At 62.9% G+C, this 12324-nt stretch carries 12 protein-coding genes; 10 read left to right on the forward strand and 2 right to left on the reverse strand.

Annotated elements, in window-relative coordinates; translation table 11 throughout:
• The first annotated feature begins 51 nt into the window (after positions 1–51).
• The 4 genes from BQ8794_RS18810 to BQ8794_RS18825 all read left to right on the forward strand — a co-directional run bounded on the left by BQ8794_RS18810 (position 52) and on the right by BQ8794_RS18825 (position 5185).
• Positions 52–1356, forward strand: coding sequence for a DUF6638 family protein (locus BQ8794_RS18810; RefSeq protein WP_077380106.1), 1305 nt, complete (start codon positions 52–54; stop codon positions 1354–1356).
• A 50-nt stretch (positions 1357–1406) separates the two neighbouring features.
• Positions 1407–2549 (forward strand): DUF2333 family protein, encoded by a 1143-nt coding sequence (locus tag BQ8794_RS18815; RefSeq protein ID WP_077380108.1) that lies wholly within the window; start codon positions 1407–1409, stop codon positions 2547–2549.
• Between the two features lie 159 nt (positions 2550–2708).
• A complete protein-coding gene (locus tag BQ8794_RS18820) occupies positions 2709–3104 on the forward strand; it encodes an ester cyclase (RefSeq protein ID WP_167378786.1) in 396 nt (131 codons plus the stop codon).
• Positions 3105–3505: 401 nt separating this feature from the next.
• Positions 3506–5185, forward strand: a complete 1680-nt coding sequence (locus BQ8794_RS18825; RefSeq protein WP_077380111.1) for a formate--tetrahydrofolate ligase — start codon at positions 3506–3508, stop codon at positions 5183–5185.
• 72 nt (positions 5186–5257) lie between these two features.
• On the opposite strand, the gene BQ8794_RS18830 is transcribed toward BQ8794_RS18825, so the two are convergent.
• On the reverse strand, positions 5258–5905 hold the full coding sequence (locus tag BQ8794_RS18830) for a cysteine hydrolase family protein (RefSeq protein WP_077380414.1): 648 nt from the start codon (positions 5903–5905) through the stop codon (positions 5258–5260).
• A gap of 126 nt (positions 5906–6031) precedes the next feature.
• Here BQ8794_RS18830 and BQ8794_RS18835 point away from each other — a divergent pair, with 126 nt between their 5' ends.
• The 3 genes from BQ8794_RS18835 (at position 6032) to BQ8794_RS18850 (ending at position 8317) form a co-directional block, all read left to right on the forward strand.
• Complete coding sequence (locus BQ8794_RS18835) at positions 6032–7009, forward strand: helix-turn-helix domain-containing protein (protein WP_077380415.1); 978 nt, start codon at positions 6032–6034, stop codon at positions 7007–7009.
• 322 nt (positions 7010–7331) lie between these two features.
• A complete protein-coding gene (gene parS / locus BQ8794_RS18845) occupies positions 7332–7811 on the forward strand; it encodes a type II RES/Xre toxin-antitoxin system antitoxin (RefSeq protein WP_143744624.1) in 480 nt (159 codons plus the stop codon).
• Positions 7808–8317, forward strand: coding sequence for an RES family NAD+ phosphorylase (locus BQ8794_RS18850; RefSeq protein WP_077380115.1), 510 nt, complete (start codon positions 7808–7810; stop codon positions 8315–8317). Before parS ends, BQ8794_RS18850 begins: the two co-directional genes overlap by 4 nt.
• A gap of 74 nt (positions 8318–8391) precedes the next feature.
• Here BQ8794_RS18850 and BQ8794_RS18855 read toward each other — a convergent pair whose 3' ends face one another.
• Positions 8392–8949 carry a sugar O-acetyltransferase gene (locus BQ8794_RS18855; RefSeq protein ID WP_077380117.1) on the reverse strand — a complete coding sequence of 186 codons (558 nt, stop codon included), beginning with the start codon at positions 8947–8949 and terminating at the stop codon, positions 8392–8394.
• Between the two features lie 134 nt (positions 8950–9083).
• On the opposite strand from BQ8794_RS18855, the gene BQ8794_RS18860 reads away from it, so the two are divergent.
• The 3 genes from BQ8794_RS18860 to BQ8794_RS18870 all read left to right on the forward strand — a co-directional run bounded on the left by BQ8794_RS18860 (position 9084) and on the right by BQ8794_RS18870 (position 12102).
• Positions 9084–9545: a DUF4126 domain-containing protein gene (locus BQ8794_RS18860; RefSeq protein WP_077380119.1), complete on the forward strand. Its 462-nt coding sequence runs from the start codon at positions 9084–9086 to the stop codon at positions 9543–9545.
• Positions 9542–10918 carry an FAD-containing oxidoreductase gene (locus tag BQ8794_RS18865; protein ID WP_077380121.1) on the forward strand — a complete coding sequence of 459 codons (1377 nt, stop codon included), beginning with the start codon at positions 9542–9544 and terminating at the stop codon, positions 10916–10918. Before BQ8794_RS18860 ends, BQ8794_RS18865 begins: the two co-directional genes overlap by 4 nt.
• 128 nt (positions 10919–11046) lie before the next feature.
• Positions 11047–12102 (forward strand): M14 family metallopeptidase, encoded by a 1056-nt coding sequence (locus tag BQ8794_RS18870; protein ID WP_077380123.1) that lies wholly within the window; start codon positions 11047–11049, stop codon positions 12100–12102.
• Positions 12103–12324: the final 222 nt, after the last annotated feature.

Consider the following 12324-nt stretch of genomic DNA (forward strand, 5'->3'; position numbering starts at 1 on the left):
GTCTTGGCGCTGCGCGCCAATCCACCTTCTCCCACAAGGGGAGAAGGGAGAATGAGCCCCGCCAAATCATCCGATCTGCTGCGCGAGAACGAGCTGATCTACGGCCGGCTGCTGACCATCGACGAGCCGCATCTGATCCAGCGCTACAACAAGGCTTTGGTCGCCTTCGGCCTGAAGCCGACGAAGTTGAAAAGCTTCGAGATCGATCGCACCGGCTTCTCGCCGCAGGTGGCCGAGGAATGCGGCGACTACAGCTACCTCGATCCCAACGAGATCAACCGCCGTTTCATCATCCTGACCCCGTCGCAGATCGACCTGCCGGTGGTGCACACCGCCTTTTCCAACACGTCGCAACTGATGTTCGAGTTCATGTCGACGAACCAGCGCGCCATCGACGCGCTGACCATCAAGGATGTCATCTATGGCGAGATCGAGGATTCGGTCCCCAAGATCGACGACATCGAGGACCTGCTGTCGATCAACCAGGTCGAGTTCAAGGTTCTGTCGGCGGAGGACGTGCTCGGCAAGGCCGCCGAACTCGGCAAGCTCGTCGACCGATTGAAGCAGGAACCGGACGCCTGGCGCGACAGTGCCATGCTCACCCGCATGGTCGAGCTGGCCAAGATCTGCGGCGACATCCGCGAGAACGCGCTGGTGCCGGATCAGGTGATCTTTCGCCACAGCGCCTATTGGACCAGCCATTTCGGCGGGCTCTATGCGTTTATCGACCCCGACATGACGACGGTGATCAGCGACCCCGCAGCCCCCGGCTTCCGCCGCTCGCGGCCGTGGCAGGTGAGCTACCTCTCGATAAACGATGCCGACAGGGTGTTCAAGTTCCTCGCCGCGACCGGCCGCATCGAACTGCCGCGGGCCTCGTGGATCGAAACATCAGGCTATCTCGAGCACCGCGCCGAAATGGTGGTGCGCGCGCTGATCCGCGACGCCGAGCCCGACCGCAACCTGACCGACGTCGACAAGGTCTGGCTGCAGACCTGGATCCACGGCCATGCCGACCTAATCACCAGGGACGGCAGTTTCCCCTTTCTCAACGCCGCCAAGCGCGAGATCGCTCACCTCGGCTATCTCAAGATCGAGGACGTATTCCCGCAGCAGCGTTTTCTGGTGATCCGGGCCAAGCCCGGCCATCCCGACGCCTGGCTGACCAACCAGCTGATCTCGGATTTCGTGCCGCAGGATTTCGTCTCGCGCTACGTCTTCAACAAACCGGGTTTTTACAAGGACTATGACGGCTTCAGCGACGCCTGGCGATCGCATGTTGTGGACGTTCTGAAAACCACATATCTGAAAGACAAGGTGGCGTTTCGCACACGCCTCTACGGCCTTACCGATTGAATGCCTAACCTTATCGAATTCTTGGCTGACTGACGAGGGGTGACATCGCCATGCTTGATCCGATCGTGAATTTCTTCACACGGATGTTCCAGTGGATTGGCCGCGGCATCGGCTTCGCCGTCGGCGTGATCCTGTGGCCGTTCATGTGGGCCGGGCGCTGGTATACGCAGCGCGGCTGGATCCTGAAGGCAGTGCTCGGCCTCGCTCTGCTCATGCTGATCGGCCTCTACGGCTATTTCATCTGGAACACGCAGGTCTGGAGCAATTTCAATCCCGCCTATGCGGAAGCATATAAGTTCACGCGGCCGGCCGGAACCGCCCCGGCACAGCCCGCTCCTTCCGCCACCGGGGAAACCGCTGGCGTCGAGGGAGAGGTCAAGACCTGCACCCACTCGGCCATTGTCCAGGTTACGGCCGATCTCATCGACTTCAACGTCAACGAGAATGCCTGGATCTCGTCGATGATACTCTACAAGCTCGGGCTCTTCGGCATGGACTGGGACCGTACGCCGTTTCTCGACAACAAGGCCTCGTTCCAGCGCGGCGTCAATCAAGCCATCCGGCGCACCACGGTCGAGCTTGTCGACACGCTGGGCCGCGTCCGCGGCACCAGCCAGATCGACCAGAACCTGCAGGATGCGCGCGGCGCGATCACCTTCGACGAGGAAACCTGGTATTTCGGCCTCAGGCCCTTTGGTCCGAAAACCCCGACGCCGAGTTTCTATCGCACGGCGGCGAGCAGCCTTCGCGCCTTCAACGACCGGCTCATGAAATGCGAGGTTGTCTTCAACGCGCGCGCCGACAATCTGTTGCAGTTCGTCGATCGGATCGCGAGTGACATAGGCTCGACGTCCGACCTGATCCGTGACCGTTCGCAGAACTTCAACAGCGGCTGGTTCGACACGCGCGCTGACGACCGCTTCTGGTTCGCCTACGGCCAGCTCTACGGCTATTACGGCATCCTGACGGCGGCGCATCACGACTTCCAGCAGGTTCTCGACAATCGCGGCCTCACGCCGCTTTGGAACAGCGTGGAAGGCCAGCTCAAGGCAGCGCTCGCCATCCAGCCTCTGATAATATCCAACGGCCGCGAGGATGGCTGGATCATGCCCACCCACCTCACCACGATGGGATTCTATGTGCTTAGGGTGCGATCGAACCTCGTCGAGGTCAGGTCCGTCCTGGATCGGTGAAGGGGCCGAATAGTGAAAGACGTCCTGGCTTGAAATCACCGCTGCCGTTGGTCGAGATCGGCAACGTCCTGCCGCAGCTGTTCGGCGCGCATCTCCGGGAGCGGAACCTGATCGTCTCGCCGTCGTTCAACCATGGGCGGCAGTCAGCGAGGACACGCGATGGATATCCGGGAGATTGCTCGAAATTTCTATGCCACGATCGATGCGCAAGACTGGGATAAACTGGCCAGTCTGGTCTCTCCGGATCTCACAGTTCATCTCGCCAGCGCCAGTCCGATCGGCTTCGATGACTGGCGAAAATCGCTGACCGAATTCTTTGTTGGATTCCCGGACGGACATCACGTCATCGACGACTTTGTCAGCGATGCCGACAAGGTGGTCACGCGCGGTCGCTTTCAGGGCACGCACACCGGCATGTTCCACGGCGTCGAACCGAGCGGAAATTGCGTGTCGGTTGGTGTGATTAACATTGATTGCGTTGAGAACGGCATCGTGGTCGAACATTTCGGCCAGCTTGACGGCTTGGGGCTGATGCACCAGATCGGCGCATTCTAATGCATGTCGCGCAAAAGTGCGCAGCGGTTTTGCGATAACGACATGCATCAAACAAGAAGTTAAAGCGCGTCGACGCGCTTTAGCGCCACCGCTCAAAGCGCCGACCGGCGCTTGAACCCTGTCGCATTCCGTGCATTCCGCGGCTGTTTTGAGACGGCAGGACGGCGCGTGCTCTGGCTTCTATACGGCGCGACAACCGGGCACGAAGATCCGGGACAGGTCGACCGGGAAACAGACAGCCGTCTTTCTCTAGAGGAAACATAGTTGCATGCAAGTTGACGCCACGGCAGCGACAGGGGTAGAACGTGCCCTCGCCTGCAGCGCCAAGCTGTTCCGAACAGGCTTGCGACCACACTGATCAAACCCGTCCCCTCCACCGTCCAATCCAGAGGAAAGCCGCCATGGCCGAAGTGAAGTCCGACATCGAGATCGCGCGCGCCGCCGACAAGAAGCAGATCCAGGCGATCGGCCAGAAGATCGGCATTCCAAGCGAGCATCTTTTGCCTTACGGCCACGACAAGGCGAAGATCTCGGCCGAGTTCATCAAGTCGGTGAAGGCAAACAAGGACGGCAAGCTGATCCTCGTCACCGCCATCAACCCGACGCCGGCCGGCGAAGGCAAGACGACGACGACGGTGGGCCTCGGCGACGGTCTCAATCGCATCGGCAAGAAGGCCATCGTCTGCATCCGCGAGGCTTCGCTCGGGCCGAATTTCGGCGTCAAGGGCGGCGCTGCCGGCGGCGGCTATGCGCAGGTCGTGCCGATGGAGGACATGAACCTCCACTTCACCGGCGATTTCCATGCCATCACCACGGCGCACAACCTGCTTTCGGCGCTGATCGACAACCACATCTACTGGGGCAACGAGCTCGGCATCGACATCCGCCGCGTCGTCTGGCGCCGCGTCATGGACATGAACGACCGCTCACTGCGCGAGATCATTTGCTCGCTCGGCGGCGTCGCCAACGGCTTTCCTCGCGAGGCTGGCTTCGACATCACCGTCGCCTCGGAAGTCATGGCGATCCTCTGCCTCGCCACCGACCTGAAGGATTTGGAAAAGCGCCTCGGCGACATCATCGTCGCCTATCGCCGCGACAAGTCGGCCGTCTACGCCCGCGACCTCAAGGCCGACGGCGCCATGGCCGTGCTGCTCAAGGACGCCATGCAGCCCAACCTCGTGCAGACGCTGGAGAACAACCCGGCCTTCGTCCATGGCGGCCCCTTTGCCAACATCGCGCATGGCTGCAACTCGGTCGTCGCCACCACGACGGCGCTAAAACTTGCCGACTATGTCGTCACCGAAGCCGGTTTCGGCGCCGATCTCGGCGCCGAAAAATTCTTCGATATCAAGTGCCGCAAGGCCGGCCTGAAGCCGGCGGCCACGGTCATCGTCGCCACCGTGCGCGCCATGAAGATGAATGGCGGCGTCAAGAAGGAAGACCTCGGCAAGGAGAACGTCGAGGCGGTCAAGAAGGGCTGCGCCAATCTCGGCCGTCACATCGAGAATGTCAGGCAGTTCGGCGTGCCTGCGGTGGTCGCCATCAACCATTTCTATTCCGATACCGACGCTGAAATCAGGGCGATGAAGGACTACGTCGCCTCGATGGGCGAAGAGGCGATCCTGTGCAAGCACTGGGCCCACGGCTCGGCCGGCATCGAAGAACTCGCCAACAAGGTGGTGACGCTGGCCGAATCCGGCTCCTCGCAATTTGCGCCGCTCTATCCCGACGCCATGCCGCTGTTCGAGAAGATCAACACCATCGTCCAGCGCATCTATCGCGGATCAGAAGCGATCGCCGACAAGTCGGTGCGCGACCAACTCCACGCCTGGGAGCACGCCGGCTACGGCAACCTGCCGGTTTGCATGGCCAAGACGCAATATTCGTTCTCGACCGATCCGAACCTGCGCGGCGCGCCGACCGGCCACACCGTGCCGGTGCGCGAGGTCAGGCTGTCTGCCGGCGCCGGGTTCATCGTCGTCATCTGCGGCGAGGTCATGACCATGCCCGGCCTGCCCAAGGCGCCGTCCTCGGAGAAGATATTCCTGAACGAGATGGGCCAGATCGAAGGCCTGTTCTGAGAATTTTGAAGGCCGGAATGATAAGGGCGCCGCAGCGATGCGGCGCCCACTTTGCTCGGCCGCGCCAACCTTCTAAGCGGCGCTGCGTACCAGCGCGCGCTGGTTGGAGGCATAGGGCGTATCGCGCTCGGGCAGCACGCCGGTCTTCAGGCAGTCGATCCATTCGGCGGTCTTGAGAACGGCGGCGAAGCGCGACTGCAGGACAACAGTCACCACGCGATGGATGTCCTCGGCCGAGGCGTAGCCGGCGCTGTTGGCATAGGGCAGCGACCCCGTCGCATCCGACAGGAACTCGACGGCAAAGCCCATATGGACGGCGTGGATGACCGTCGACAGATCGCAATTGTGCGTCATGTAGCCGATGACCGTAATCGTATCGATAGCGTTGGCGCGCAGCCACTCCTCCAGGTCGGTGCCGGTGAAGGCGCTTGGCAAGGTCTTTTCGATGTAGTGGTCGCGGCGTCGCCTCGCGATCTCGGGATGCAATTCGCCGCCATGGCTGCCCTTGGCGAAGACCGGTGAGGTTTCCGGCGCCAACTGCTTGACGACCACCACCTTGACGCCCGCCTCGGCGGCCGCATCCATGGCGCGTGCCACATTGGCGACGGTGTCGCGGAAGGGCGGGTGCTTGATGGCGAGATTGCCGCCGTCATAGTCGTTCTGAACGTCGATGACGATGAGGGCACGGCGCGGCGCTTTGCCTTTGGCTGATTCCGACATGGAGTTTTCCTTTCCGTTGACAATGATGGTCGAGGATAGACTCGGCATCGGTCCGCAAAAGTGTCCCGATTGACATTGTTCGAAATGATTGGGACATTCGGGTCTGACCCCTCATTGGTGCTCATCATGGCCGATCCGATCGTTGCCGCCATCGCCTTCGATGGCATCAGCCCTTTCCACCTCTCTGTCCCGTGCCTTGTATTCGCAGAGGATCGCGCCGCACTTGGCCTGCCGCGCTTCGAGTTCCGGGTCTGCGCGATTGAGGGCGGGCCGATCCGCACCGATGCGGGGCTGACCATCAGCGTCCCGCACGGGCTTTCCGCGCTTGATGGCGCCGACATCGTCATCGTGCCCAGCTGGAAGAACCTCGAAGTCCCACCGCCGGCGGCACTGATCGAGGCGCTGCGTCGCGCGCACCGACGCGGCGCGCTGATTGTCGGACTGTGCTTGGGAACGTTCGCTGTTGCGGCGACCGGCCTGCTTTCGGGGCGGCGAGCCGCGACACACTGGGCTTTTTCCGACCAGCTGCAGGCCCTCTATCCCGACATTCTTGTCGAGCCGGAGGTGCTCTACATCGACAACGGCGATGTCCTGACCTCGGCCGGTGTCGCCGCCGGGCTCGACTGCTGTCTCCACATCATACGGGCTCGCTATGGCGCGGAGGCGGCACTCCGGCTTGCCCGGCAGATCGTGCTTTCTCCTCATCGTCAGGGCGGGCAGGCGCAGTTCATAGAACGTCCAATCGCCAGGACCGGCAATGCCGACCGCTTCACCCAGGCGCTCGACACCGTGTGCAAGACGCTGGGCGAAACGCACAGCCTGGACAGTGTCGCCGCTACCGCCGGCCTCACCCGCCGGACATTCACGCGCCGCTTCCAGAAAACAATCGGCACCAGCTTCGGCGACTGGCTGATCGACCAGCGCGTCGCTCTGGCGCAGCGGTTGCTGGAAATAACGGAAAAATCGATGGACATGATTGCCTTCGAGGCCGGCTTCGGCAGCGCCACCTCGCTGCGCCAGCATTTTGCGGCGCGGCTCAGAACCACGCCCGCGCAGTACCGGCGTGAATTCTCGAAGAACGCACAGGAGCGCGTGGCAAGATAGCTCCAACTCATGTTGGAACAATCACCGTCGATGTCGGCGCCGCCCCTCATCTGCCTGCCGGCATCTTCTCCCCGTATAGCGACGGGGAGAAGGGGCTGGCCGCAACCTCGGTACCCTTTCTGCAACGCTGGTGATTGGGGAAATTGCCGATGACGGCATCTTTCTCCCCGTCACTATACGGGGAGAAATGCCCGGCAGGGCAATGAGGGGCAGCTCAAACCTGGAGCGATTGCCCGCGCTCGATCCTGCCCTTCTTGAAAGGGCTTGCGTCATCTGTCATATTTTAGAATGACAGATGACGTTAGGAGGCAGACCCGTGGCGATGGCGTTGAAAAAGGCACCTGCGGCGCCAAAAAACAATGAACTGCAGAAGGTGGCCAGGTTGCTCGGCGGCACCCGCATTCTATCACGGAACCTCAGGAGCGCATTGGACGCCCATGAGTTGCTTGTGCACGGCCTGCCGGGTTCGGCGCTGGACCATCTCCTTGGACAGCTCGTCTTCATCCAGAAGACTGATTCGCTCGAGAAGGCCGTCGGCATGAGCTTGCGCACCTACCAGCGGCGGAAGGATGCCCCTTCCAAGCCGCTCAGCCAGGATCAGAGCGGACGAACCTGGAAATTCGCCGAGATCCTGTCGAAAGCGACCGACGTGTTCGGTTCACAGGCGGAAGCCGAGCAATGGCTGGAGCGCCCGGCGATCGGGCTCGACCAGCGGCGTCCCATCGATCTTCTGGCAACCCCGGCCGGTGTCGAGCTTGTGCAAGACTATCTCGAGCGGCTTGAATACGGCGTTTATGCATGACGCCGCTGCCGGCGGTGCTTGGCGGCTCCGATCTCGTTGGCTGGCGTCTCGATCAGGCTGCGCTCGCGCCGACATGGGACAGTGGCGAGGGCGCATACAGGGTCGGCGGACGATGGAACAGCAGGGGCGTGCGCGCAGTCTACTGCTCAATCGAGCCTTCGACGGCGATTCTCGAGGTCGCAGTCCACAAAGGTTTTAGGGCGCTCGACACGATCGCGCATGTGATGACGGCGGCGATAATCAGCGATGTCACGGATGTGCATATCGTCGACCCTGCCGCCGTTCCGAACCCCAACTGGCTGCGTCCGGGCATCCCGAGCTCCGGGCAACAGGGATTCGGCGACGATCTTCTCAAACGGCACCGTTTCGTGGTGATTCCGAGCGCGGTGTCCCAGAATAGCTGGAACCTGATCTTCGACGCGAGCGTCGCGAAGGGCGCCTATGCAATGAAGATCCAGGAGGCCTTTGCGCTCGATACGCGGTTGCATCCACCTCCTGCCAAATGATCGTGCTTATCTCACCAATACCGTTCATGCTCATCGGGCCGCCGCTTCGCTGATCCAACTTGGGCAAAGGATGCTCAGCCGCGCCTGACTGGCCGCGCCGGGTTGCCGACGACCGTGGTGTTTGCCGCGACGTCGCGCGTCACCACAGCACCCGCTCCGACGATCGCGCCGGCGCCGATGCTGATCCCGCCGAGAATGACGGCACTGCCGCCGATCCAGGCATTGCCGCCGATCTCGACTGGCTTCGCGATCTCCACCCCGGCTTGTCGACCGGTAGCCTCCTTGTGATGCTCTGCGCAGTAGATCTGCACGTTGGGACCGAGCAGCGTTGCCTTGCCGATGCGGACTGGCGCGGTATCGAGAATGGTGCAGCCGGCATTGAGAAAGACGCCGTCGCCGAGAAAGAGATTGAAGCCGTAGGCGCAGTGGAACGGCGCTTCGATCCGGGCGCCCTCGCCCACAACGCCGAGCAGCGACTTCAAGGCAGGTCCGATGTTCCCACGTTGCCGGGGCGGCAGTGAATTATGCTCGAACATTGCGTCGCGCGCCATGACGCGCAGAGCCTCCAACTCCGGATCGAGGCAAGTGTACCACTCGCCCGCCGCCATTTTTGTGCGTTCGCTTCGAGCCATGGCGGCCCTCCCGTCTTACCCCTGCTATTTCAATATGGTGAACGCCAGAGATCGCAGGCCTCTGGTCAAATGCCGAACCTATGCTAGCCTGCCCCGGCTGGGCTGTCCCAGACCGTGTGATCGAGGGGTCAATCATGCTGTACATTCTTGCACTTCTGATCGGCGTCGTTGCCGGCCTTCGCGCCATGACCGCGCCTGCCGCCGTCGCCTGGGGCGGCTGGGTCGGCTGGCTGCCGGTCGCCGGAACCTGGGCCAGCTTCATGGGCCACTGGATCGCCGTCGGCATCTTCACCATCCTGGCCATTGCCGAATTGGTCACCGACCAGTTGCCATCGACGCCGAGCCGCAAGGTGCCGCAGCAGTTTGGCGCGCGCATCATCGTGGGCGCCTTCACCGGCGCGGTGATCGGCGCGACCGGCGGCGCCACCGTCGGTGGCCTGATCGCCGGCGCCATCGGCGCGGTTATCGGCACGCTGGGCGGCGCCGAGCTGCGCAAACGCCTGGCGCTGGCTTTCGGCAAAGACCAGCCCGCCGCCCTCATCGAGGACGCGGTGGCGATCATTGGCGGTCTGCTGATCGTGGCGGCCGTGGCATGACGGCAAAGACATTCGACGCCATCATCATCGGCGCCGGACAGGCCGGCCCGCCGCTCGCCGGTCGGCTGACGGCGGCTGGCATGAGCGTGGCGCTGATCGAGCGAAAGCTGGTCGGCGGTACCTGCGTCAACACCGGCTGCATGCCGACCAAGGCCATGGTGGCCAGCGCCTATGCCGCGCATCTCGCCCGCCGCGCCGCCGACTACGGCGTGACGCTCTCCGGCCCGGTCGGCGTCGACTACACGGCGATCAAGGCGCGCAAGGACAAGGTGTCGAACGACGCCCGCGGCAACCTCGAAAGCTGGATTGCCGGCATGGACAGATGCACGCTCTATCGCGGCCATGCACGCTTCGAATCCGCCAACACCGTGCGCGTCGGCGACGACCTGCTGAGCGCCGAAAAAATATTCCTCAACACCGGCGGCCGTGCCTCGGTGCCTGACCTGCCGGGCGTCGACGACATTTCGTTCCTGACCAACGCGTCGATGATGGATCTCGACGTGCTGCCGCGCCACCTCGTCGTCATCGGCGGCAGCTACATCTCACTCGAATTCGCGCAGATGTTCCGCCGTTTCGGTTCACAGGTCACGGTGATCGAAAAGAGCCCGCGGCTGATCGGCCGCGAGGACGAGGATGTCTCGGCCGCCATCCTGTCCATCCTGGTGAACGAAGACATCACGGTTCATCTCGGCGCCGGCGACATCAGCTTTGCCAGAAAGGGCAACGACATTGCCGTGACTTTTTCTGCCGGCAAAGCGCCGGCGATCGGCTCGCATGTGCTGCTGGCAGTAGGCCGGACGCCCAACACCGACGATCTCGGCCTCGACAAGGCCGGCGTCGAGGTCGACAAACGCGGCTTCATTGTCGTCGACGACCAGCTGCGCACCAGCGTGCCCGGCATCTGGGCGATGGGCGACTGCAACGGCAAGGGCGCCTTCACGCACACCTCCTACAATGACTACGAGATCGTCGCCGCCAATCTGCTCGACAACGACCCGCGCAGGGTGAGCGACCGCATCGAGGCCTATGCGCTCTATACCGACCCGCCGCTCGGCCGCTGCGGCATGACCGAGGCAGCGGTAAGAAAGTCCGGCCGCCGCGCGCTGGTCGGCCAGCGGCCGATGACCCGCGTCGGCCGCGCCGTCGAGAAAGGCGAGACGCAAGGTTTCATGAGGATCCTGGCCGATGCCGACACCAACGAAATCCTCGGCTGTTCGGTGCTCGGCCCCGGCGGCGACGAGGCGATACACTGCGTGCTCGATCTGATGTACGCCAAGGCGCCGATCAGCACGCTCGCGCGCGCCATGCACATCCACCCCAACGTCTCGGAACTTCTGCCCACCATCGCCCAGGAGTTGAAGCCGCTGGCATAGGCCGGGCAGGCGTTGGACCAGTATGTCCACCGCGCCCGGCCGAGCAGAGTCTTGCGCCCATAGCGTGAAAAGCTGGACCAATCGACAGCGTATCGACGAAAGGGCATGTGTTTTCCTGGAGGAATATCATGCAGAAATCGATCGAGCGTATCGTCGGCGACAGCGAGGGCGTTTCCTACGAATTCCCAGTGCTCCGCTTTGACGGCAGCGACAAGGCGGCATCTTCGGCCTATCTGCAGGCCGCACTGCATGCCGGCGAACTGCCGGGCGTCGTCGCCATCGACGCGCTGATGCCGATGCTTGAAAAGGCCGAGGCCGAAGGCCGCATCAAGGGCAATATCACCGTCGTGCCGCAAGCCAATCCGATCGGTCGCGCCCAGTATCATTTCGGCGAGCACCAGGGCCGTTTTCACCTGGGCACGCGCACCAACTTCAACCGCGGCTTTCCGCTGCTGGCCGCGCCTGACCCGACGCTCTTGCCGGACGCCACGTCTGGCACGGCCGACCAGCGGCTGAAGACGCGGCTGCTGCTGCTGTCGATCGGCCACGACATCGTCCTCGACCTGCACTGCGACGACGAGGGCCTCGCCTACCTCTATGTCCACACCAGCCTGTGGCCGGCCATGGCGGATTGTGCGGCGGCCATGGGCGTCGATGCGGTGATCCTGTGGGATGAAGATACCGACGGCACCTTCGAAGGCGCCTCGATCACGCCGTATCTGAACCTCCCTGCCGATGTGGCGCGGTTCGACCGGCGCGTCGCCACCACGGTCGAGTATCGCGGCATACTCGATGTCGACGGCGCTCTGGCCGGCTCCGATGCCGAAGGGCTTTATCGGCTGCTGGTGGCGCGCGGCGTGATCCTGGACCAGGCCCTTTCCACGCCCGGCAGCTTTACCGGTGTCGTCGCGCCGCTCGAAAACATCGACATGATGCCGGCGCCGCGGGCGGGCGCGGTCCTTTATGACGTGAAGCCCGGCGACCGTGTGGCAAAAGGCGCGCTGCTCGCCACCATCGTCCATGCGCCGGGTGAAGCCGGCGGCCGCACCCAGGTTTTCGCGCCGCAGGCGGGCATCATCCTGACACGGCGTTCCCGGCGCATCATCCGCGCCGGCGAAGATCTGCTGAAGCTGGTCGGCGACAGCAAAAGCGCCGATGCACGGTCGGGAACGCTGGAGGATTGAGGGCTCATGCCGTTCTCCATGCCCTCCCCCTTCTCCACCCCTTCATTGAATCCACCCTCCATTGAATCCAGTTGCGCGGCCGTGCAATCGCCGCTATTGGAATCGCCATGAACATGCGCTTGATCAAGACCGTTTGGTGGTGGGCTCGCTGACAGCGGCCTGTTCGAACGCGTGCGCGTGAAAAATAGAAGGTGGCCGCAACGGAATGTCCGGGCGGCCATT

This window comes from Mesorhizobium prunaredense (assembly GCF_900156895.1).
Lineage (GTDB): Bacteria > Pseudomonadota > Alphaproteobacteria > Rhizobiales > Rhizobiaceae > Mesorhizobium > Mesorhizobium prunaredense.

Excerpts from the sequence above, each read along its gene's own strand:
- BQ8794_RS18855 (WP_077380117.1), bottom strand. The coding sequence starts at position 8,949 with ATGGCTCGAAGCGAACGCACAAAAATGGCGGCGGGCGAGTGGTACACT.
- parS (WP_143744624.1), top strand. The coding sequence starts at position 7,332 with ATGGCGTTGAAAAAGGCACCTGCGGCGCCAAAAAACAATGAACTGCAG.
- BQ8794_RS18815 (WP_077380108.1), top strand. The coding sequence starts at position 1,407 with ATGCTTGATCCGATCGTGAATTTCTTCACACGGATGTTCCAGTGGATT.
- BQ8794_RS18835 (WP_077380415.1), top strand. The coding sequence starts at position 6,032 with ATGGCCGATCCGATCGTTGCCGCCATCGCCTTCGATGGCATCAGCCCT.
- BQ8794_RS18860 (WP_077380119.1), top strand. The coding sequence starts at position 9,084 with ATGCTGTACATTCTTGCACTTCTGATCGGCGTCGTTGCCGGCCTTCGC.
- BQ8794_RS18825 (WP_077380111.1), top strand. The coding sequence starts at position 3,506 with ATGGCCGAAGTGAAGTCCGACATCGAGATCGCGCGCGCCGCCGACAAG.
- BQ8794_RS18870 (WP_077380123.1), top strand. The coding sequence starts at position 11,047 with ATGCAGAAATCGATCGAGCGTATCGTCGGCGACAGCGAGGGCGTTTCC.
- BQ8794_RS18820 (WP_167378786.1), top strand. The coding sequence starts at position 2,709 with ATGGATATCCGGGAGATTGCTCGAAATTTCTATGCCACGATCGATGCG.
- BQ8794_RS18865 (WP_077380121.1), top strand. The coding sequence starts at position 9,542 with ATGACGGCAAAGACATTCGACGCCATCATCATCGGCGCCGGACAGGCC.
- BQ8794_RS18850 (WP_077380115.1), top strand. The coding sequence starts at position 7,808 with ATGACGCCGCTGCCGGCGGTGCTTGGCGGCTCCGATCTCGTTGGCTGG.
- BQ8794_RS18830 (WP_077380414.1), bottom strand. The coding sequence starts at position 5,905 with ATGTCGGAATCAGCCAAAGGCAAAGCGCCGCGCCGTGCCCTCATCGTC.
- BQ8794_RS18810 (WP_077380106.1), top strand. The coding sequence starts at position 52 with ATGAGCCCCGCCAAATCATCCGATCTGCTGCGCGAGAACGAGCTGATC.